Genomic DNA, 20,050 nt, shown 5'->3' on the forward strand with positions numbered 1-20,050 from the left:
CTGCCGCCCGCCCGTCCTCCCGGAGCTCCCCCATGCCCACTCTCCGCCCTCCCGAACTCGACCGACTGCCCGAGCTGACCACCGCCCTGGCGGCCCGGGCCGCCGAGCACGACCAGGACGCCAGCTTCCCGTACGACGGCGTCGAACTCGTCCACCGGGCAGGGCTGCTGACCGCCACCGTGGCCCGGCGGCACGGCGGCCCCGGCGGCGGCCTGGCCGACACCACCCGCATCCTGCACGCCCTCGGGGCCGGCGATCCGGCCGTCGCCCTGGTCACCGCGATGACCCTGTTCGTGCACGCCGCCGAGGCGCGCGAACCGCACTGGCCCGCCGGGCCGCTGACCGAGCTGCTGGCCGAGTCCGCCGTCCGGCCGACCCTGGTCAACCACGTCCGGGTGGAGCCCGAGCTGGGCACCCCGGTCCGTGGCGGCCTGCCCGCCACGGTGGCCCGACGCGACGGTGACGCCTGGGAGTTGACCGGCCGCAAGATCTACTCGACCGGTGCCCCGGCCCTGCGCTGGCTGCTGGTCTGGGCCCGCACCGAGGAGGCCGAGCCCCGGGTCGGCTCCTTCCTGGTCCGGGGCGACCGGCCCGGGATCACCGTCGAGCCGACCTGGGACCACCTGGGCCTGCGGGCCAGCCGCAGCGACGACCTGCTGCTGGACGCGGTGCGCATCCCGCTGGACCACACCGCCCGGCTGACCGCCCCCGACCCGGACGGCGGCCGGGACGCCCTCGGCGGCGCCTGGAACTCGCTCGGCCTGGCCGCCCTCTACCTGGGCGTGGCCCGGGCCGCGCAGCACTGGCTCACCGGCTTCCTGCACGAACGCACCCCCACCTCCCTCGGCGCCCCGCTCGCCAGCCTGCCGCGCTTCCAGACCGAGCTGGGCGCGATCGAGGTCGAACTCGACGGCGCCGAACGGCTGGTGAGCTCCCTGGCCACCGCCGTGGACGCGGGCGAGGAGCGGGCCGCCGAGCAGAGCCCGGGCGCCAAGCTGCTCGCCACCCGGGCCGCCGTCGACTCCGTCCAACGCGCCGTCGCCCTCACCGGCAACCCCGGCCTGACCCGCCGCCACCCGCTCCAGCGCCACCTGCGGGACGTGCTATGCAGCCGGGTGCACACCCCGCAGGACGACACCGTGCTGCTGGCCCGGGGCCGGGCCGCCCTGCTGCACGAGCTCCCGCAACCGCTCTGACACCCGCTCCCCCACTCCCCCACGTCCCGCAACCCGTCCGCCCAGAAAGGCAGTTCGCCATGTCCGTCGAGTTCATCGGCATGATCTCCACCCACGACGTCTCGGAGACCCGCCCGGCCCACGGCCCGGTGGTGGACCCGGACTACACCCGCCGGTTCGCCCGGGCCCACGAGGAGGCCGGCTTCGACCGCATCCTGGTCGCCCACTCCTCCGCCAGCCCCGACCCCAACCAGGTGGCCGCCTACGCCGCCGCGCACACCGAGCGGCTCGGCCTGCTGATCGCCCACCGCCCCGGCTTCATCGCCCCGACGGTGGCCGCCCGCACCTTCGCCACCCTGGACCAGTTCTCCGGCGGCCGGGTCGCCGTGCACATCATCACCGGCGGCCACGACGCCGAGCAGCGCCGGGACGGCGACTACCTCTCCAAGGACGAGCGCTACGCCCGCACCGACGACTACCTCACCGTGCTCACCCGGGCCTGGACCGAGGAGGAGCCCTTCGACCACGAGGGCAGCCACTACCGCTTCGCCGACTTCAAGTCCGAGGTGCGGCCCGCCCGGCAGCCACGCATCCCGCTGTTCTTCGGCGGCTCCTCCGAGGCCGCCTACCGGGTCGGCGGCAAGCACGCCGACACCTTCGCGCTCTGGGGCGAGCCGCTGGCCGAGACCGCGCAGCAGATCGCCTCGGTCCGGGCCGCCGCCGTGGCGGCCGGGCGCACCGACGTGCCCGGCATCAGCGTCTCGTTCCGCCCGATCCTGGGCCGCACCGAGGCGGAGGCGTGGGAGCGGGCGCACGGCATCCTGGCCACCATCAAGGAGCGCGGCACCCCCTTCGGCGGCCTCCGTCAGATCCTCCCCGTCGGCCCGGCCGCCAGCCCGCAGAACGTCGGCTCGCAGCGCCTGCTGGCCGCCGCCGCGAAGGGTGACCGGCACGACCGGGCGCTCTGGACCGCCCCCGCCGCAGCGACCGGCGCGGCCGGCAACTCCACCGCCCTGGTCGGGACCCCGGAGACCGTCGCACAGGCGCTGCTGGACTACGTGGACATCGGCGCCACCACCCTGCTGATCCGGGGCTACGACCCGTTGGACGACGCGATCGACTACGGCCGCGAGCTGCTGCCGCTGGTCCGCCAGGAGGTCGCCCGGCGCGAGGCGCTGACGGCCCGTGAGGCGGCCGGGCAGGCCGAGGCCGAGGCCCGCGCCGCGCACGCGGTGGCCGCCCGATGAGCGCCGCCACCCGTACCACCGCCGGCACCGCGCAGGGGGCCGCGCCTCCGGCGGTGCCGACGGCCGGGCACACCGCCGAACAGCCCGCTGCCGGACGGCCCGGTCACGGGCCCGGCACGGAAGAACCCACCGGCGGACCCGACGCCACCGACGCCACCGAGGCCACCGAGGCCACCGAGGCCACCGAGGCCACCGAGGGAGCGTCCTCGGTCTGGGAACCGGCCGCCGGAACGGTGGTCCGGGGGACCGTGCTGCTGCTCCCCGGCCGGGGCGAACACCCGCGGGTGTACGGCCGGTTCGGCCGCCGGCTGGCCTTCGACGGCTACCGCGTCGTCGCCACCCTCCCGGAGCCCCCGGCGGCCCTGGCCGACCGGATCGCCGAGGCCCGCGCCGCCCTGCCCGACGGCGCCCCGGTCGTGCTGGCCGGCTCCGACACCGGCGCCCTGCACGCCCTGGCCGCTGCCGAGGCGGCCGGCCCCGACGCGCTGCTGCTGGCCGGCCTGCCCACCGGCCCCTCCGACATCGCCGTCCCCTCCGCCACCTCCACCCCTCCGGCCGTCGAACCTGCCGACCCGGACGCCGAGTTGACCGACCGCTCGGCCTGCCCGGTGCACCGGGGCCTGCTCGCCGCCGACCCCGACTATCGCCCCGGCGCGCTCACCGAGCCCGTACCGGCCAGGCTGGCCGAGGCCGCCGAGTCGGCCGCCCCCGCCCGCCCCGTCTTGGTGCTGCACGGCGCGGCCGACCCGGTCTCACCGCCCGCCACCGCCCACCGCCACGCGGCCCGTCTCGGAGCCGAGTTGGTGCTGGTCACCGACGGCCGCCACGACGCGCTGAACGACGCCCCGCACCGCAGCGTGGCCGCCGCCGTGGTGCAGTGGCTGGAGCGGCTGCGCGGCGGCCCCCACCTGCCCGCCCAACTGACCACCGTGACACCCGCTCCGGCCGAAGGGACCCCGGCATGACCACCATCGACGAACGCCCGGCCACCACCAGCGCCACCCCCGCCCAGCACCTGCGCTCCACCCTCCGCCAGTACGCCTCCGGGGTCACCGTGATCACCGCCACCGGGCCGGCCGGCCCGGCCGGTTTCACCGCGACCTCCTTCACCTCGGTCAGCCTGGACCCGGCGCTGGTCTCCTTCTACCTGTCCGCCACCGCCTCCTCCGCGCCCGCCGTCCGGGCCGCCGAGGCCTTCACCGTGCACGTCCTGCGGCACGAGCAGCGGGACTTGGCACTCCGCTTCGCCCGCAGCGGGATCGACCGGTTCGCCGGGACGGGCTGGCACACCGGGCCGCACGGCACCCCGCTGCTGCCCGGCGCCGCTGCCCGGCTGACCGCCCGGACGGTGCAGATCACCCCGGTCGGCGACCATCTGCTGGTGGTCGGCGAGGTGTTGACGGCGGACACCGACGGCGGCGCGCCGCTGGTGCACCACGACGGCGGCTGGGGCGGGTTCACCGCCGATCCGAGGAGCTGAGCACGATGGCGCTGACCGCGCACTGGTTCCTGCCGACCACCGGGGACAGCCGGCAGGTGGTCGGCGGCGGCCACGGCTCGACCCCCGGCACGGCCGGCACCGACCGGCCGCCGAGCATCGCCTACCTGGGCCAGATCGCCCGCACTGCCGAGCAGTTGGGCTTCACCGGGGCGCTCACCCCGACCGGTGCGTGGTGCGAGGACGCCTGGCTGACCACCGCGATGCTGACCCAGGTGACCGAGCGGCTGAAGTACCTGGTCGCCTTCCGCCCCGGTCAGCTCAGCCCGACCCTGGCCGCCCAGATGGCCACCAGCTACCAGAACCAGTCCGGCGGCCGGCTGCTGCTCAACGTGGTGACCGGCGGCGAGTCCGCCGAGCAGCGCGCCTACGGCGACTTCCTCGACAAGGCGGGCCGCTACGCCCGCACCGGGGAGTTCCTGGAGATCACCGGCCGGCTCTGGCGCGGCGAGCGGGTGGACCATGAGGGCGCCCATCTCCGGGTGGAGGGAGCCGAGTTGACCCGGCTGCCGGAGCCGGTCCCGGAGGTCTACTTCGGCGGCTCCTCCCCCGAGGCGGTCGAGGTGGCCGCCCGGCACGCGGACGTCTACCTCACCTGGGGCGAGCCACCCGAGATGGTGGCCGGGAAGATCCGCCGGGTCCGGGAGGCGGCGGCCCGGTACGGGCGCAGCCCGCGCTTCGGCATCCGGCTGCACGTGATCACCCGGGACGACTCGGCGGCGGCCTGGGCAGAGACCCGGCGGCTGCTGGCCGGGATGGACCCGGCCCGGATCGCCGCCACCCAGCAGGCGCTGGCCCGCAGCGAGTCGGAGGGCCAGCGCCGGATGCGGCTGCTGCACGGCGGCTCGACCGAGCGGCTGGAGGTGCACCCCGGCCTGTGGGCCGGGATCGGCCTGGTGCGCGGCGGGGCGGGCACCGCCCTGGTGGGCAGCCACACCGAGGTGGCCGATCTGATCGAGGAGTACCACCGGCTCGGCATCGACGAGTTCGTGCTCTCCGGCGCCCCGCACCTGGAGGAGGCGTACTGGGTCGGTGAGAACGTGCTGCCGCTGCTGGCCGCCCGGGGCCTGTGGAAGCCCGCCCCCTGAGACCCCGCTCCGCCCCGGCCCGTGCGGACGCGGTCGGGGCGGAGCGGTCGGGGCCGAGCCGTCGGGGCGGAGCGGTCGACGGGGCGGAGCCGCCCGGAAGGACGGGGCCGTCAGGACGGCAGCTCCGTCAGGACACCACGTCCTTGCGGGCGAAGCCCCGGAAGGCGAGGGCGATCAGCACCACCGCGTAGGAGACCGAGAGCGTCACGCCCTGCACCATGCCGCCCCACTCCAGCTTCGGCTGGAGCGCGTCGGCCCAGGAGTACTGCCAGTGCGCGGGCAGCCAGGTGCGCAGGTCGCCCAGCGCGGTGACGGCGTCCAGCACCCCGGTGATGATGGAGAGGAAGACCGCCCCGCCGACCGCCCCGAGCGGCGCGTCGGTGACCGTGGAGAGCCAGAACGCCAGCGCCGCGACCACCAGTTCGGCCAGGAAGACGTAGGCGATGGCGATGCCCAGCCGGGGCAGTGCCTCAGCGGCCGGGATCACCGCGCCGGTCGGCAGCCGGAGGTCGCCCCAGCCGTAGGCGGCGGTGCCGACCGCCAGCGCGACCAGGGGGAGCAGCAGCACCGCGCCGGCCGAGAAGGCCAGGGCGACGGTCAACTTCCGGGCCAGCAGCCGCATCCGGGGCACCGGCGCGGCCAGCAGGTAGCGGAGCGAGGACCAGCCGGCCTCGGAGGCCACCGTGTCGCCGCAGAAGACCGCGACCGGGATCACCAGCAGGAAGCCGGTGCCCATGAAGAGCAGGGTCACCGAGAAGTTGACGCCGGAGGAGGTGGCCAGCTCGATGAAGCTGGTCCGCCCCTCCCGGCCGGGCTCGCTGCCGCCGATCCGGATGGCGGCCAGCACGATGAACGGCAGCGCGGCCAGCACCCCGCCGATCACCAGGGTGCGGCGGCGCCGGAGTTGGCGTACCGCCTCCACCCGCAGCGGCAGGGTCCGGCCGGGCCGGTAGCCCGCCGCCTGCTCCTGCCCCGGGCCGCTGCCGCCGCCCGGGCGCTCCTGGTCCAGCACGGCCGTCATGCCGCCCCACCTCCGATCAGCGCCAGGAAGGCGTCCTCCAGCCGGCGGTACGGCCCCACGCCCTCCACCGGGATGCCCAAGCGCACCAGCTCCACCACCAGTTCACCCACCGTCAGCCCGTCGAGGCGGACCAGCAGGCCCTGCTCGGTCTCCTCCGCCGAGGCCACGCCGGGCAGTTCGGCCACCTTGGCGGCGGCCGAGACCATCGGAGTGGCCACCAGCAGCACCTCGCCCGCGCCGACGATCTCCGCGACCGGCCCGGCCGTGACCAGCCGGCCCCGGTCCATCACCACCAGGTGGGTGCAGCTCTGCTCCACCTCGGAGAGCAGGTGGCTGGAGACGATCACGGTCCGCCCGGCGGCGGCGTACCGGATCATCACCTCGCGCATCTCGCGGATCTGCGGCGGGTCCAGCCCGTTGGTCGGCTCGTCCAGGATCAGCAGCTCCGGCAGGCCGAGCATGGCCTGCGCGATGGCGAGGCGCTGCCGCATGCCCTGCGAGTAGGTGCGCACCGCGCGGTCCAGTGCCTCGCCCAGGTCGGCGATGGCCAGGGCCTCCTCCAGGTGGGCGTCCTGCTCGGGGCGGCCGGTGGCCTGCCAGTAGAGCTTCAGGTTGGCCCGTCCGGTGAGGTGCGGCAGGAAGCCAGAACCCTCGACGAAGGCGCCGACCCGGCTCAGCACCGGAGCACCGGGCCGGACGGCGTGGCCGAACAGCCGGATCCCGCCCTCGTCCGGGCGGATCAGCCCCATCAGCATCCGCAGCGTGGTGGTCTTGCCCGCGCCGTTCGGCCCGAGCAGGCCGAGCACCTGGCCGCGCTCCACCCGGAAGCCCAGCTCGCGCACCGCGTACCGGTCGGCCGCGCCGTGGTAGCGCTTGCTCAACCCCTCGATCACCAGCGGCACTCCGGCCAGCGCCGGATCGAAGGCGGGCGCCCCGGAGCGGCGCAGCCGCCGGTAGGGCACCAGCAGCAGCACGGCGGCCAGCACCGCGATCAGCGGCAGCACCCAGACCCGGGACGGCAGCGGGGCCGCCTCGGTGCGCAGCCCCTCGACGGTCGGCGCGGTGAGCGGGCCGGCCACCGAGATCCGGTAGGTGGCGGGCTCGTTCGGCGTGGCGTAGCCCAGGTCGCTGCTGGCGAGCACCAGCCGCAGACGGTGCCCGGCGGCGAACTCGTGTTCCACCGCGGGGAGTTGCACCGTGACGGTGCGTCCCTGCTCGGCGCCGGTGACCCGGAGCGGGGCGGCCAGCTGCTGCGGCAGCAGTTGGCCTCCGTCCGGGCCGACGTCGTAGAGCTTGGCGAACAGCACCGCGTCCGGCCGGTCGGCCTGCACCCGGACCTGGACGGTGGGCGCCCCGGTGACCCGGAGCGTGGAGTCCAGCGGCGCGGAGTCGAAGGCGGCGTACTGGCCGGGGAAGTCGATCGCCAGGCTGAGCCCGCCGGTCCCGCCGGCCGCCGAGGAGAGGCTGCCGAGGGCGCCGCCGATGCCGGGCAGTGCGGAGATGTTCGGCGGGGCGCCGCCCGGCGGGTTGGCCACCGCCTGCTCACGGCCGGTCAGCTCGATGCTGCGGCTCGCGGTGCCGCCGAGGCCGGGGTAGGCGTCGGCTTCCGCCCCGCGCAGCACGGCCTGGAAGCCGGTGGAGTCCAGCCCGCCGGTCCGGGTGACCCGGAAGGCCGGGCCGGTGTCGACGCCCTGATCCTGCTTCAGGTAGCGGTCGAACCAGTCGGTGATCCGCTGCTCGACCCGCTCGCTGCCCTCGGTGCCGCCGTCGTGCCCGCCGGCGAACCAGTCCACCGCGACCGGCGCGCCGTTGGCGGCCACCGCCTTGGCGATCTTGTCACCCTGGTCGAGCGGGAACAGCGAGTCCTGCTGACCCTGCACCACCAGGGTGGGCACCCTGAGCCGGTCGGCCACGCTGGACGGGCTGGAGCGGTCGAGCAGCTTCACCGACTCGGCGTCCCCGCGCCCGCTGGTGGCCACCCGGTCGTACATCGCGCACAGCTCGTCGGAGAACTTCCCGCACCCGACCGGGCCGTCCTGGGGCGTGCTGCTGCCCTGTCCCTGAGCGGCCGTCAGCCCGCCGGCCGAGCCGGTGGTGAAGAAGATGCCGGCCCAGAGCTTCTTGAAGACCCCGTCCTCGCCGCCTGCGGCACCGTCCGCCGACTGCGGACCCCCCTCGCCGCTTCCCTTGGTCCCCTGCGGACCCCCATCACCGCTTCCCTTGGTCCCCTGCGGGAAGAGGGCCTCATTCAGGTTCCACCAGGTCACCTGACTGGCCACCGCGTCGATCCGCCGGTCGTACGCGGCGCCGAGCAGCGCGGCGCCGCCGCCGTAGGAGGCACCGCTGATGCCCACCCGGGGATCACCTGGCCCGTCCTGCTGCACCTCGGGACGCTGCCCCAGCCAGTCCACCAGCCGCCCGATGTCGGCGATCTCCCGGTCCGGGGCGTCCAGGCCGATCCGGCCGGTGGACTCGCCGAAGCCCCGGGCCGACCAGGTGAGCACCGCGTAGCCCTGCCGGGCCAGCCGCTCGGCCTGCTCCCGGAGGCCGTCCTTGGAACCGCCGAAGCCGTGCGCCAGCAGGACCGCCGGGCGCGGCCCGGAGCCGCCGGCGGTGAAGAAGGAGGTGTCGATGGTGACCCGCTCCGCGCTGCCGGGCGACTCCGGCATCTCCAGCCGCTGCGCCTCCTGACGCACCGCCACCTCGTCACCGCCGCCGACGGCCACCGCCGCGCCGCCGCCCGCGAGCACCACGAGGGCCGCGCCGGCCGCCCACCACTTCCGCTGCCCGAGGCGACGCCACGCCCCACCGAGTCCCATGGTCACCGACCCTAGCCGCCCGGCAGGTAGGAAGCTTGTAAGCGCCCGTCAGCCACCGGACTCCGTTGGGTCGGAGCGCGAATGGACCGCACCGCCTAACTGTCGATCCCGACGTCAGCAGTCAGCCCGGACGGACGGGAGTGTGCCGATGGCCACCGAGGTGAGCAGCGAGACCTTCGCCGCACAGGTGATCGACAGCGACAAGCCGGTACTGGTCGACTTCTGGGCCGAGTGGTGCGGCCCCTGCCGCCAGGTCGGGCCGGTGCTGGACCGGATCGCCGCCGGGCACGGCGACCGGCTGACCGTGGTGAAGGTGAACGTGGACCGGAACCCGGACCTGGCCGAGGAGTTCGACATCCGGGCGATCCCCGCGATGAAGTTGTTCAAGGGCGGCGAGGTGGTGCACGAGCTGCTCGGCGCGATGCCCGGCTCCGTCATCCTGGCCGACCTCGAACCGCGTCTCTGAGCCCAGGGCACCCCGGGCCACCCTGCTCGGGCCCCGCCCGGGCGGGGTGGCCCGGCCGTGCCGCGACGGCACGTCCCCCACCGGGGCCGTCAGGCGGCCCCTGCTCCGGCTCGGCACGGCGGGGCCGTCACCTCGGCCACCGGGCGGCGGGGCGAGGGGCGGCCGGGCGGGCCGTAGCCGATCCGGAGCACCAGCTGGACGTGGCCCGGCCCCTCCGCCGGGTCGCGCAGCTGCCGCCTGGTGTCCGGCCACTCGACGGCCTGGTGCAGCACGGAGGCCCGGAGGCCGTGGGTGGTGAGCAGCAGCCAGACCCGCTGGAGGGCCTGGCCGGTGCGCAGCCAGTCGGCCGGTCCGTCCGTACCGGTGCCGAACAGCAGCAGCTGCGGCAGCGCCTCGAAGCGGCGGGTCGGCACCGAACGCGGCGGGCTGCCCGCGAAGTTGCGCACCGGCACCCGGGCCTCGTGGTCCAGCGGGCCCAGCGCCTCGGCCGGGATGCCGTCCACGGCGGAGCGCTCGGCCCGCAGCCAACTCCTGGTCTCCGCCTGCCGGGAGAGGTCGGCGGCGGTGCGCGACTCGGCCTCGGCGGTGAGCCGCAGCACCCGCCGCACGCCGTCCTCCTCCGGCACGGTCAGCCGTACGCCCTCCCGTCCGGCGGCCTCGATCAGCTCGCCCAGGACGGCCTCCGGGACGTCCCGGTCGGCGAACGGCTCGCGGCTGGAGTGACGCCGCCCGATGGCGCCGTAGAGCCCTCCCAGTCCGCCGCACTCCCCCGCCACCCCGCCCTGCTCGCCCTTCCCGGCCGTCCCGGCCGTCGGCATCCGGAGCAGGGCGGCCAGGTCCGGGTCCGCCGGGTCCGGCAGCAGGATCGACTCCGGTTTCCCGAGCAGCCGTTCGGCGGCCACCCGGAGATCGAACAGCGCCGCACCCACCGACACGTGCAGCGCCCGGCCGTCCGGATCGGTCACCGGTACCGCCCGGCTGCGGTCGATCCGGACCAGCAGGCCGGTGCGGTCCGCCGTCGGTGCGAAGGCCCAGGGCTGGCTGTTGTGCACCGAGGGCGCGGCCCCGGCAGCCGTCACGAGGAGCCGCACCTGCTCCTCCGTCAGGGGCGTCCCGGCGCCCGACAGGTCCGTCGTCCACGTGGTCATCGCCACCCACCTCCGGGTTCGTCGTCCGACCGGCCCCCGCACTCCCGACGGTAGGCACCCCGGAGGGCGGCCGACAGGGTCCAAGGACCCGACTCGGCACCGGAGTTCCGGAGGCGTCAGCGGGGCCTGCGCGTACGTCGCGGAGTGCGCCGGTGTGCCGGGAACGTACGGCCGGACGGGCGCCGCGGACCCCCACGACCCCCGGCCCCGACCGACACCGCACGCCACCGGGCGACCGGGCCGACGCCCGGTCAGGGCTCCATCCTTCCGCCCCGCCGCCCCGGCCCCCAAGGGCCGCAGGGCCCGGTCCGCACGGCTCCGGCCCGGGACCAAGGTCCCGCCCCGGAACGGTCCGAGGCACCTTGGGGCCGGCCCCCGCCCGGCGCAGGCTCGTTGCCGGACCGGCGCACGCGGCACCGGCCGCTTCTGAGAGGGGAAGCCCCGTGGACGGAACCCTGCTGGTCGGTGTGGACGGATCGCCGGAGAGCATCAGTGCCACCCGGTGGGCGGCCGAGGAGGCCGTCCGGCGCGGTCTGGTCCTGCGCATCCTGCACGCCCGGACCTGGCTGGACGAGCTGCACACCGGTCCCGACCGGCCCGAGGAGCTCCGGAGCGCGACCGCCCGGATGCTGGCCGACGCCGAGCGGGAGGCCCGCCGGGACCACCCGAAGCTGACCGTGGAGACCGAGTCGGCGGCCGGCGGCGCACCGGCCGAGCTGCTGCTGAAGGCGGCGGCCGGGGCCGAACTGGTGGTGCTCGGCTCGCGCGGACTGGGCGGCTTCGCCGGGCTGGTGGTCGGCTCGGTCGGCCTCGGTGTGGCGGCGCACTGCGAGCGGCCGACCGTGCTGGTCCGGGCCGCCGCGGTCGATCCGGCGGAGCGGGCGAACGCGGCGGCCGGTCACGACGCGAGCGGTGACGGCTCGGCCGGTGACGGCGCGGCCGGTGACGGCGCGGGCGAGGTGGTGGTGGGTGTCGACGTCCGCTCCCGCTCCACCGAAACCCTCGAATTCGCCTTCCGTCAGGCCGAGTTGCTGGGCGTCCCGGTCCGCGCGGTGCACGGCTGGATGCCGCCCGCCGCCTGGGGCTACGCGGGCTGGGTGGTCCCGCAGCAGCAGTGGACCGAACTGGAGGAGGTCGAGGGCGAGCTGCTCCGCGCGGCAGCCGCCCCGCTCCGGGCCCGGTACCCCCGGCTGAGTTCGGTGCTGGACTGCCGGATCGACACCCCGGCCGGCGCCCTGGTCGCCGCCTCCGCCGGGGCCGCCCTGGTGGTGGTCGGCCGCCGCCACCGGCCGCACCCGTTCGGGATGCACCTGGGCCCGACCGCGCACGCCGTGCTGCACCACGCCCACGCCCCGGTCGCCGTCGTCCCGCACGACTGACCGGCCCACCGACTGACCGCCGGCCGGCCGGCTGACGGCTCGTCACCCCCGCGCGTCCGTCCGCCGGGACAGGGTCGGAAGTCCCTGTCCCGGCGGGCCCGGCCGGCCGGATACTCGTGCCGACCACTCCCCGCCGGCCGACCCGGCCGGGCACCCCGGCCGCCTCAGGAGACGCAGCATGACGGATCCCTCTTCCCAGGAACGGCCCGGGATCCGGGTGTTCCTGCTCGACGACCACGAGGTGGTCCGCCGGGGCGTCCGCGATCTGCTGGAGTGCGAGCCCGACCTCACCGTGGTCGGCGAGGCGGCCACCGCCGCCCAGGCCCTCGCCCGGGTGCCGGCCCTGACCCCGGACGTCGCGGTGCTGGACATGCGGCTGCCGGACGGCGACGGGGTGACGGTCTGCCGCGAGCTGCGCTCACGGCTGCCGGAGCTGGCCTGTCTGATGCTCACCTCCTTCGACGACGAGGAGGCACTGCTCGACTCGATCATGGCGGGCGCGGCCGGTTACGTGCTGAAGCAGATCTCCGGCACCGACCTGGTCTCGGCCGTCCGCACCGTGGCGGGCGGTCAGTCCCTGCTCGACCCGGGGGCGACCACCCGGCTGCTCGGCCGGCTGCGCAGCGACGCCGCCCCCAGGTCGCCCTCGTACCCGCCGCTGACCAGCCGTGAGCGGGAGGTGCTGGCCCTGGTCGGCGAGGGGCTGACCAACCGCCAGATCGGCCACCGGCTCTACATCACCGAGAAGACGGTGAAGAACCACATCTCCCGGCTGCTCACCAAGCTCGGCGTGCAGCGCCGGGTCCAGGCCGCGCTGATCGCCACCGAGGTACTGGACGACCAACTGCCCCGCCCCACCCACGGCGAACTGCTCCGCTGAGGGGTCGCCACCGTGGGATCGGCCGTGACACCGGGCGGCTCCGCCGCGCGACGGGCGTCACCGAAGCGCCCCCGGGGCCGGACGGCGACGGCGCGTACCCCGGCAGCACCCGCCCGGCGCCACCTCGGGGTCTGCCCTCACCCCGCAGCGGGCAGCGGCACCGACCAGACCAGACGGGTGCCACCCTGCTCCGGCGCCGCCAACTCCAGCGTGCCGCCCAGCCGTTCGGCCCGATCCGCGAGATTCCGCAGCCCGCTCCGGCGCCCCTGGGCGGGGATGCCCACACCGTCGTCCTCGACGGTGAGCACCAGCCGCCCGCCGGCGGCCCGGAGCGCGACGTCGACCCGGCACGCCCCCGCGTGCCGGGCCGCGTTGCTCAACGCCTCACCGAGCACCGCCACCACCTGTTCGGCCAGCTCGGCCGGGACGTCGGTGTCCAACAGCCCCTCCAGCCCCAGGCGCGGCGCGAAGCCCAGCACCGCCTGGGCCTGCTCCACCGCCCGGACCGCCTCGGCCCGCAGGCCACCCGCCCCCGGCTCCTCCCGGCTGCGCAGCGCGAAGATGGTGGTCCTGATGATCTTTATGGTCTCGTCCAGATCGCCCACCGCCCGCCGCACCCGCTCGGCCGCCCCTGGATGCTCCACCAGCCGGACCGCGCTCTGCAGCGTCATCCCGGTGGCGAACAGCCGCTGGATCGCCAGGTCGTGCAGGTCCCGGGCGATCCGGTCGCGGTCCTCCAGCACGGTCAACTGCTCGGCGTCCCGCCGCCGGGCGGCCAGCTCCAGTGCCAGCGCCGCCTGGTCCGCGAAGCCCTGAAGCGGCCCCGACTCCCGCTCGGTGAACGCCGCCGCACCCCGCCGCCGGGCCAGCAGGAGCACCCCGTCCACCTGTCCGGCCGACCGGCCGAGCGGTACCGCCACCGCCGGGCCGAGCCCCTCGAAGCAGTCCGGGCCGACCACCGGCTCCGCCTCCCCCGCCAGGTCCCCAGTGGTCACCGGCACACCCCCGGCCAACGCCCGGCCGGACAGCGTGCCCCGACGCGGGACCGCCCGCCCCAACCGCCCGGCCGCCGCCCCGCCACCGGCCACCTCCACGCGCAGCCCGTCCCCCTCCGGCACCACGAGGTCACCGACCTCCGCCCCGGTGATCTCCCGGGCCCGACGGACGATCAGCTCCAGCACCTCGGCCCGCGAACCGCCCGAGAGCAGGCTCCGGGTGATCTCCGCGCTCGCGGCCAGCCAGCGCTGCTGCCGCTGCGCCTCCTCGTACAGCCGGGCGTTGTCGATCGCCACCCCGGCGGCCACCGCCAGCGTGGAGATCACCGCCTCGTCGTCGGCGTCGAACTCCCCGCCGCCCCGGCGGTCCGTCAGGTAGAGGTTGCCGAACACCTCGTCCCGGACCCGCACCGGCACGCCCAGGAAGGTCCGCATCACCGGGTGGTGGGCCGGGCAACCGTACGAGGCGGGGTGATCGGCGAGGTCGGCCAGCCGCAAGGGCTCCGGGTGGCGGATCAGTTCGCCCAGGATCCCGCGCCCGGTCGGGTAGCGGCCGATCCCGGCGATCTCCGCCTCGGTCAGACCCACCGTCAGGAACTGCGACAGCGACTCACCATCCGGCCCGATCACCCCCAGCGCGGCGTACCGGGCGTCCACCAGGTCGGCCGCCGCCTCCACGATCCGGCGCAGCACCTGCGTGAGGTCCAGCTCCCGCCCGACCGACAGCACCGCCTCCAACAGACTGTGCACCCGGTCCCGGGTCCCGCGCACAGCGTCGATCCTGGCCTGCAACTCCCCCAGCAGCTCGTCCAACCGCAGCCGTGGCCCCACCTCGTACTCGCTCACCCCGCCACCGTAGCGACCCCTCCCACCCCGACGGCCCGCCAGGGGCGCGGGGAACCGCGCGAAGCGGAAGACGCAAGCCACCTGCCGGGCACGGACACCCAGTTGCACGTCAGGGCCCGCACCCGGCAAACGGGTCACCGCAGCCCGCCAGGGCGCGAGGAACTGCGCGAAGCGGAAGACGCAAGCCACCTGTCGGGTACGGACACCCAGTTGCACGTGCGGGCCCGCACCCGGCAAACGGGTCACCGCCTTCCGTCTCGCGCAGTTCCCCGCGCCCCTGGCGGCCCCTGCCGGCCGCACGGAGCCGCTGCGGGGGCTGCCAAATCTTCTGGACGCGTACCTGACCAGCCGTCATAGTGGCCGCCATGGCTTCTCTCGTGCACCACATCACCATCGACTGCGCCGACACCTACGAGCTCGGCAGCTTCTGGGGCAAGGTCCTCGACTCCAAGCTCGCCGACGACGACTTCCCGGGCGACCCCGAGGCCCTGCTCGTCACCCCGAACGGCATCGAGATCCTCTTCATCGCCGTCCCGGGCGACACCAAGACCGTCAAGAACCGTCTGCACTTCGACATCCAGCCCTCCGACCGCACCCGCGACGAGGAGGTCGAGCGCCTGCTCGCCCTCGGCGCCACCGTCGTCGCCGACCGCCGCCGGCCGGACGGCACCGGCTGGGTCACCATGGCCGACATCGAGGGCAACGAGTTCTGCGTGGAGCGCAGCGCCGCCGAGCGCGCCGCCACCGCCTGACCGGGCCCCGCCTGACCCCGCCCCGCCTCCCCGGTATCGCCTCCGCGCCCGGCTACGCTGCGGACACCCGTCGGTCGACCCCTCAGGTCCACCCGTCGGTCCACCCGTCCGATCCGGCCGAGCGCGAAGGCGACACCCCTGATGTCCCGTCATCCCGTCCAGCTGGCCCGGGTCTACGACCCGCACCGCCCCGAGGACGGCGCCCGCGTCCTGGTGGACCGGCTCTGGCCGCGCGGGATCAAGAAGGAGGACGCCGCCCTGGACTCCTGGCCCAAGGCGCTCACACCCTCCACCGAGCTGCGCCGCTGGTACCACGCGGGCGGCGACTTCCCCGCCTTCCGCGAGCGCTACCTCGCCGAGCTCGACGCCCCGGAGGCAGCCGACGCCCTCACCGGGCTGCGCACGCTGGCGGCCACCGGCCCGGTCGTGCTGCTGACCGCCTCCAAGGGCGACCTCGGCACCAGCCACGCCGCCGTCCTGCGCGAGCTGCTCGCCCACCCCGGCCTCAGCTGACCTCGCCGTCCTCCCCCAGCTCGGTGAACAGGGTCAGCTGCAGCCCGGCCGGGCCCTCCAGCCGCGAGTTCAGCGAGTTCCACGGCGTCCGGACCGGCTCGGCCAGCACCTCCGCACCCGCCGCCGCCAGCCGCGCCGTGACGGCGGGCGAGTCGTCCACCTCGAAGGCGACCCGCAGGTGCCCGGCCACCCGCCGGCCGACCTCGACCTCGTCGATGAACTCGGCGTGCCCCGGGTCGGTGATCTCCAGGGTGGCCCGGCCCGCGTCCAGGATGGTCACCCGCCCGTCGGGCGAGGAGAAGGCGGCCTGCTCGGGCAGACCGAGCTCGTCGCGGTAGAAGCGCAGCGCCGCCTCGTAGTCGGCGGCGGTGACGACCAGCCGCAGCTGGCGGACGGCGGGTACCTCGGACATGTCGGCTCCTCACCTGGGATCATCCGGGTTACGGAGCCGACAACCTGACGTCCGCTCAGGACATTCCGCGCCCGAACGGCAGCACCTGGCCCGCCGTCCCGATCGACCTACCGACACCGCCCGCCGCGCCCGCCGCACCGGCCGGCACCGGATCGGGACGGCAGAACCGGTCCCGGTCGGGCAGGCGCCCGGTGACCAGGAAGCGGTGCGTCTCGGTGACGGCGCAGGACGGCGCTTCGGGGTTGTAGGCCCCGTGGTTGCCCGCGTCCACCGTCACCATGACGGCCCGCTGTCCGAGCTTCTGCCGCAGTGCGACCCCGCCCGCGTAGGGGGTGGCCGGGTCCCGGAGGTCCTGGAGCAGCAGGACGTTGCGCGGACCCCGGTCGGTGATCCGCACCGGCGGCTCCACCGGGTCGTTCCACCACAGGCAGGGGAAGACGTTGGCGCCCATCCCGGCCAGCAGGGGGTAGCGCTGCCGGTGGTCCGTCACCTTCCGCTGGTAGTACGCAGGGTCGCGGTTCCACCGCACGTCGCCGCAGACCACGGCGAGTTGGCCGGCCACCTCGTTGTCGGCCGGGATGCCATCCTCGACGATCTTCGGGTACCAGTAGGGCACCTGGGCGTCCAGCCCGGCCAGGTAGCGCCACCAGACGGCGATCTCCGGGAAGTACGCGTCGCGGACGGAGTACACCCGGTACATCGCACGGAACAGGTTGCCGCTCACCGCGCCCGCGTCGGGGTGGCTGCCGGGGGTACGGTCCAGCTTCGCGGCCAGCGCCAGGTAGTTGGCCCGCACCTCGGCCGGGGTGGCGCCGAGGCCCAGCTCGCCGTGGCGGGCCGACGCCCAGGCCGCGAAGTCGGCGAACCGCAGCTCGGCCCCGCTGTCCCAGAGCGACCACATGCCGTGCCAGATCCGGTCCGGGTCGACCAGGCTGTCCAGCACGAAGCGGTCGGTGCGCTCCGGGAAGAGCTCCGCGTAGACCGCACCGAGATAGGTGCCGTACGAGCCGCTGAAGTAGGAGATCCGCCGCTCGCCGAGCGCGGCCCGGATGCGGTCCATGTCGCGGGCGGTGTTGGCGGTGGTCATGAACGGCAGGGCACTCCCGCCGTTCGCCAGGCAGTCCGCGGCCAGCGCCTTGCCGAAGGCGACGTTCGGCGCGATCGAGCCGTCGGGGGCGGGGAAGGGCAGCACCAGTTCGTTCGGCAGCCCGGCCTCGGTCCGACCGCAGGTGACGGGTGCACTGTGGCCGATGCCGCGCGGGTCGAAGCCGATCAGGTCGTAGCGGTCGAGCACCTCCTGCGGGTAGACCTGCGCGTACCCGCTGGGCATGTGGAGGCTGCGGACGCCGGGGCCGCCGCCGTTGTGCAGCAGCACGCCGCGCCGCAGACCGGGCTTGGCGGTGGGCAGCCGGGAGACGGCGATCTCGATGGTGCGGCCGGACGGCTTGCGGTAGTCGAGCGGCACCTTGACGGTGGTGCAGAGCATCCGGGGGTCGTGCGGCGGCCAGCCGGCCTCCGGCGGACAGTCCTTCCAGGTCAACTTCGGTGCCGCCGGGGCGGCTTGGGCCGTCGGGACGGCACTGACGCCGAGGCCGACGGCCAGGGTCATGGCGGTGAGAGCACCGACGACCCTCTGACGAATCATCAACATGGTCCAGACCATAGGGACTTGACCAAGTCTTGGTGCGGCGTTCGAACCAATTCGCCTGCCCACTACCGGTAGCGGAGATTCCGCCGTCTCCGAACCGCCGTTGGGACAGCGGGTGTCCGTCGTTCCCCGGCCGGACCACTCCCCTTCACCGGTACGCGAAAACTTTCCGGGCGTACTGTCACGGGGGACCACGGGGAGTCGTCGTCATGCCGCACACACCGCACGTAGTCCGTTGGCGTGCCCGGGGCGCGATCGCCCTGGCCGCCGCACTGCTCGGCACGCTCCTGGGCGGGATCGCGCCCGCCTCGGCAGCCGGGCGCCCGATCTACGGCTCCGGCTCCACCTCGGCCTCCAACCAACTGGACAGCTGGGAGTACCGCCTGCGCCCGCAGGGCGTGTCGGTGGACTACTACGCCGCCGGATCGGCCTGGGGCCGCACCGAATTCCGCAACGGGACCGCGCACTTCGCGGTTACCGACCTGCCGTACGGGCTGGAGTACCCCGGCGGGAGCGCCGACCCCGCGCCGACGCAGCCCTTCGGCTACCTCCCGCTCACCGCCGAGGGCGTGGCCTTCCCCTACAACCTGGTCTCCTACGGGCGGCGGATCACCGGCCTGCGGCTCTCCAGTGCGACGCTGGCCGGCATCTTCTCCCGGACCATCACCCGCTGGGACGACCCGGCCGTCCAGGCCGACAACCAGGGCCTCCAGCTGCCGCCGATCACGATCCGACCCGTGGTCAGCTCCTCCCCCGCCGGCACCAGCCTGGAGCTGACCCGCTGGCTGGCCGCCGAGCAGCCCGCCGCCTGGCAGGCGCACTGCCGGGCCACCGGCACCGCACCGTGCGGCCCGACACCGCTCTTCCCGACCGCGCCGGGCACCACCGCGCTCGGCACCAACGTCGCGATCGTCAACCAGGTCGCCCAGTCGGCGAACAACGGCGCCATCGGTGTCACCACCACCGCCTACGCGGTGAGCAGCGGCCTCCACACCGCCCGGGTGCTCAACGGCACCGGCCACTACACCGCACCGACCCCGGCCGCGGTCACCATCGGCCTGACGGCAGCCCGGACCACGGCCGACGGGTACACCGACCTCTCGGCACTGCGCACCTCCACCGACCCCCGCGCCTACCCGCTCGCGGTGGTCAACCACCTGGTGGCGCCCACCGGTGAGACCACCCGCTTCTCCGCCGAGCACGGCCGGACGCTCGGCACCTTCGCCGGGTACGGGCTCTGCCGGCAGGCCGAGGCGGCGCTGCTCGCCGACGCCCCGCTCCCGCCGCAGCTGATCACGGCCGGCCTCCAGGCCCTCACCGCCGTCCCCGGAGCCGGGCCCGGGCCCGAGCCGTCGACCTGTACCGCGCCGGTCGCCACGGTGATCCGGAACGCACCCCAGCCGGCCGACTGCGACCGCCTCGGGGCCTGGATCTGCTTCGGCGACGTGCCCGTCGGAGGCCCGGCCCAGCTGATCTCGGCCACCGTGGAGCCCGGTGCCCTCGCCGTCTCGGTGGCCGGGCCGACCGCGGTCACCCTCCCCGAGGCCGTCCTCACCCCGGACGCCGACTGGTTCCGCACCACGGGGGCGCTCACCGCCCTCACCGTCACCGACACCCGGCCGGGCCGGCTCCCCTGGAGCCTCTCGGGGCGGGTCGGCGACTTCACCGGCCCGGGCGGCGCCGTCATCGCCGCCCGCCAGCTCGGCTGGACCCCGTCCGCGCAGAGCCTCTCGGGGAGCAGCCCCGCCGTCCCCGGGCCCGCCGTCCCGCCCGGCACCGGTCTCGCCGAGCCGCGCTCGCTGGCCTCGGGAACCGGCCCGGGCACCGACCGGGTGGGGGCCGCGCTCGACCTGCGGATCCCGACCGGCACTCCGGCGGGCGGATACACCGCGCTGCTCACCCTGACGGTCATCTGAGCGCCCGTCAGCCCGTCAGCCCGGCGGCCACCGCCGGACCGTCCCGGCCCCGGCACGTCCTCGCGGACCTGCCGGGGCCGCGTCGGCTCCGCACTGCACGGTCCGGTCCGCGCGCATGGGCGTCCTCCTCGTCGAGTCGCTGGGACACTACTCAGACCGGCAGGCACATGCAACACAGCAGTGAAAGATTTCTGACGATCTGCCAGCTGTTTGTTGCAAGATCCTCAGGCATCGCAGCCACCCCGCC

At 75.3% G+C, this 20,050-nt stretch carries 17 protein-coding genes; 11 read left to right on the top strand and 6 right to left on the bottom strand.

What is annotated here, in order from left to right; translation table 11 throughout:
* Nucleotides 1-32 precede the first annotated feature (32 nt).
* Genes ACIRBX_RS20140 through ACIRBX_RS20160 form a run of 5 tightly spaced genes read left to right on the top strand, consistent with a single transcriptional unit; the run spans nt 33 to nt 5,008 of the window.
* A complete protein-coding gene (locus ACIRBX_RS20140; protein WP_402298384.1) occupies nt 33-1,196 on the top strand; it encodes an acyl-CoA dehydrogenase family protein in 1,164 nt (387 codons plus the stop codon).
* Nucleotides 1,197-1,255: 59 nt separating this feature from the next.
* Nucleotides 1,256-2,422: an LLM class flavin-dependent oxidoreductase gene (locus tag ACIRBX_RS20145; protein WP_402298385.1), complete on the top strand. Its 1,167-nt coding sequence runs from the start codon at nt 1,256-1,258 to the stop codon at nt 2,420-2,422.
* The gene (locus ACIRBX_RS20150) at nt 2,419-3,387 is read left to right on the top strand and encodes an alpha/beta hydrolase (protein WP_402298386.1); all 969 of its coding nucleotides are present in this window, start codon (nt 2,419-2,421) and stop codon (nt 3,385-3,387) included. Before ACIRBX_RS20145 ends, ACIRBX_RS20150 begins: the two co-directional genes overlap by 4 nt.
* The gene (locus tag ACIRBX_RS20155; RefSeq protein ID WP_402298387.1) at nt 3,384-3,902 is read left to right on the top strand and encodes a flavin reductase family protein; all 519 of its coding nucleotides are present in this window, start codon (nt 3,384-3,386) and stop codon (nt 3,900-3,902) included. The genes ACIRBX_RS20150 and ACIRBX_RS20155 overlap by 4 nt, the downstream gene beginning before the upstream one ends.
* 5 nt (nt 3,903-3,907) lie before the next feature.
* Nucleotides 3,908-5,008: an LLM class flavin-dependent oxidoreductase gene (locus tag ACIRBX_RS20160; RefSeq protein ID WP_402298388.1), complete on the top strand. Its 1,101-nt coding sequence runs from the start codon at nt 3,908-3,910 to the stop codon at nt 5,006-5,008.
* Between the two features lie 127 nt (nt 5,009-5,135).
* On the opposite strand, the gene ACIRBX_RS20165 is transcribed toward ACIRBX_RS20160, so the two are convergent.
* Together ACIRBX_RS20165 and ACIRBX_RS20170 are read right to left on the bottom strand one after the other, a co-directional pair.
* Entirely contained in the window at nt 5,136-6,029 is an 894-nt protein-coding gene (locus ACIRBX_RS20165; RefSeq protein WP_402298389.1) for an ABC transporter permease, read from the bottom strand.
* Nucleotides 6,026-8,848: an alpha/beta fold hydrolase gene (locus tag ACIRBX_RS20170; protein WP_402298390.1), complete on the bottom strand. Its 2,823-nt coding sequence runs from the start codon at nt 8,846-8,848 to the stop codon at nt 6,026-6,028. The genes ACIRBX_RS20165 and ACIRBX_RS20170 overlap by 4 nt, the downstream gene beginning before the upstream one ends.
* Before the next feature lie 148 nt (nt 8,849-8,996).
* Here ACIRBX_RS20170 and trxA point away from each other — a divergent pair, with 148 nt between their 5' ends.
* Nucleotides 8,997-9,314 (top strand): thioredoxin, encoded by a 318-nt coding sequence (gene trxA / locus ACIRBX_RS20175; protein ID WP_402298391.1) that lies wholly within the window; start codon nt 8,997-8,999, stop codon nt 9,312-9,314.
* 89 nt (nt 9,315-9,403) lie between these two features.
* Here the strand turns inward: trxA and ACIRBX_RS20180 are convergent, their stop codons facing one another.
* Entirely contained in the window at nt 9,404-10,462 is a 1,059-nt protein-coding gene (locus tag ACIRBX_RS20180) for an Acg family FMN-binding oxidoreductase (RefSeq protein WP_402298392.1), read from the bottom strand.
* Between the two features lie 443 nt (nt 10,463-10,905).
* On the opposite strand from ACIRBX_RS20180, the gene ACIRBX_RS20185 reads away from it, so the two are divergent.
* Together ACIRBX_RS20185 and ACIRBX_RS20190 are read left to right on the top strand one after the other, a co-directional pair.
* Nucleotides 10,906-11,841 (top strand): universal stress protein, encoded by a 936-nt coding sequence (locus ACIRBX_RS20185; protein WP_402298393.1) that lies wholly within the window; start codon nt 10,906-10,908, stop codon nt 11,839-11,841.
* A 178-nt stretch (nt 11,842-12,019) separates the two neighbouring features.
* The gene (locus ACIRBX_RS20190; RefSeq protein ID WP_402298394.1) at nt 12,020-12,721 is read left to right on the top strand and encodes a response regulator; all 702 of its coding nucleotides are present in this window, start codon (nt 12,020-12,022) and stop codon (nt 12,719-12,721) included.
* A gap of 137 nt (nt 12,722-12,858) precedes the next feature.
* Here the strand turns inward: ACIRBX_RS20190 and ACIRBX_RS20195 are convergent, their stop codons facing one another.
* Nucleotides 12,859-14,562 (bottom strand): GAF domain-containing protein, encoded by a 1,704-nt coding sequence (locus ACIRBX_RS20195; protein WP_402298395.1) that lies wholly within the window; start codon nt 14,560-14,562, stop codon nt 12,859-12,861.
* Between the two features lie 365 nt (nt 14,563-14,927).
* Between ACIRBX_RS20195 and ACIRBX_RS20200 the strand changes: the two genes are divergently transcribed.
* Both ACIRBX_RS20200 and ACIRBX_RS20205 read left to right on the top strand, forming a co-directional pair.
* Entirely contained in the window at nt 14,928-15,314 is a 387-nt protein-coding gene (locus ACIRBX_RS20200) for a VOC family protein (protein ID WP_402298396.1), read from the top strand.
* A 141-nt stretch (nt 15,315-15,455) separates the two neighbouring features.
* Nucleotides 15,456-15,827 carry a DUF488 domain-containing protein gene (locus tag ACIRBX_RS20205; RefSeq protein ID WP_402298397.1) on the top strand — a complete coding sequence of 124 codons (372 nt, stop codon included), beginning with the start codon at nt 15,456-15,458 and terminating at the stop codon, nt 15,825-15,827.
* On the opposite strand, the gene ACIRBX_RS20210 is transcribed toward ACIRBX_RS20205, so the two are convergent.
* Together ACIRBX_RS20210 and ACIRBX_RS20215 are read right to left on the bottom strand one after the other, a co-directional pair.
* The gene (locus ACIRBX_RS20210) at nt 15,820-16,239 is read right to left on the bottom strand and encodes a VOC family protein (RefSeq protein ID WP_402298398.1); all 420 of its coding nucleotides are present in this window, start codon (nt 16,237-16,239) and stop codon (nt 15,820-15,822) included. The two genes, ACIRBX_RS20205 and ACIRBX_RS20210, sit on opposite strands and share 8 nt — an antisense overlap.
* 55 nt (nt 16,240-16,294) lie before the next feature.
* On the bottom strand, nt 16,295-17,884 hold the full coding sequence (locus ACIRBX_RS20215) for an alpha/beta hydrolase (protein ID WP_402298399.1): 1,590 nt from the start codon (nt 17,882-17,884) through the stop codon (nt 16,295-16,297).
* 212 nt (nt 17,885-18,096) lie between these two features.
* On the opposite strand from ACIRBX_RS20215, the gene ACIRBX_RS20220 reads away from it, so the two are divergent.
* Nucleotides 18,097-19,803 carry a substrate-binding domain-containing protein gene (locus tag ACIRBX_RS20220; protein ID WP_402298400.1) on the top strand — a complete coding sequence of 569 codons (1,707 nt, stop codon included), beginning with the start codon at nt 18,097-18,099 and terminating at the stop codon, nt 19,801-19,803.
* The last annotated feature ends 247 nt before the right edge of the window (nt 19,804-20,050 follow it).

The organism is Kitasatospora sp. NPDC096147 (genome assembly GCF_044763225.1).
Lineage (GTDB): Bacteria > Actinomycetota > Actinomycetes > Streptomycetales > Streptomycetaceae > Kitasatospora.

Excerpts from the sequence above, each read along its gene's own strand:
- ACIRBX_RS20150 (WP_402298386.1), top strand. The coding sequence starts at position 2,419 with ATGAGCGCCGCCACCCGTACCACCGCCGGCACCGCGCAGGGGGCCGCG.
- ACIRBX_RS20205 (WP_402298397.1), top strand. The coding sequence starts at position 15,456 with ATGTCCCGTCATCCCGTCCAGCTGGCCCGGGTCTACGACCCGCACCGC.
- ACIRBX_RS20210 (WP_402298398.1), bottom strand. The coding sequence starts at position 16,239 with ATGTCCGAGGTACCCGCCGTCCGCCAGCTGCGGCTGGTCGTCACCGCC.
- ACIRBX_RS20200 (WP_402298396.1), top strand. The coding sequence starts at position 14,928 with ATGGCTTCTCTCGTGCACCACATCACCATCGACTGCGCCGACACCTAC.
- ACIRBX_RS20155 (WP_402298387.1), top strand. The coding sequence starts at position 3,384 with ATGACCACCATCGACGAACGCCCGGCCACCACCAGCGCCACCCCCGCC.
- ACIRBX_RS20160 (WP_402298388.1), top strand. The coding sequence starts at position 3,908 with ATGGCGCTGACCGCGCACTGGTTCCTGCCGACCACCGGGGACAGCCGG.
- ACIRBX_RS20170 (WP_402298390.1), bottom strand. The coding sequence starts at position 8,848 with ATGGGACTCGGTGGGGCGTGGCGTCGCCTCGGGCAGCGGAAGTGGTGG.
- ACIRBX_RS20190 (WP_402298394.1), top strand. The coding sequence starts at position 12,020 with ATGACGGATCCCTCTTCCCAGGAACGGCCCGGGATCCGGGTGTTCCTG.
- ACIRBX_RS20145 (WP_402298385.1), top strand. The coding sequence starts at position 1,256 with ATGTCCGTCGAGTTCATCGGCATGATCTCCACCCACGACGTCTCGGAG.
- ACIRBX_RS20180 (WP_402298392.1), bottom strand. The coding sequence starts at position 10,462 with ATGACCACGTGGACGACGGACCTGTCGGGCGCCGGGACGCCCCTGACG.
- ACIRBX_RS20165 (WP_402298389.1), bottom strand. The coding sequence starts at position 6,029 with ATGACGGCCGTGCTGGACCAGGAGCGCCCGGGCGGCGGCAGCGGCCCG.
- trxA (WP_402298391.1), top strand. The coding sequence starts at position 8,997 with ATGGCCACCGAGGTGAGCAGCGAGACCTTCGCCGCACAGGTGATCGAC.
- ACIRBX_RS20215 (WP_402298399.1), bottom strand. The coding sequence starts at position 17,884 with ATGATTCGTCAGAGGGTCGTCGGTGCTCTCACCGCCATGACCCTGGCC.
- ACIRBX_RS20220 (WP_402298400.1), top strand. The coding sequence starts at position 18,097 with ATGCCGCACACACCGCACGTAGTCCGTTGGCGTGCCCGGGGCGCGATC.
- ACIRBX_RS20140 (WP_402298384.1), top strand. The coding sequence starts at position 33 with ATGCCCACTCTCCGCCCTCCCGAACTCGACCGACTGCCCGAGCTGACC.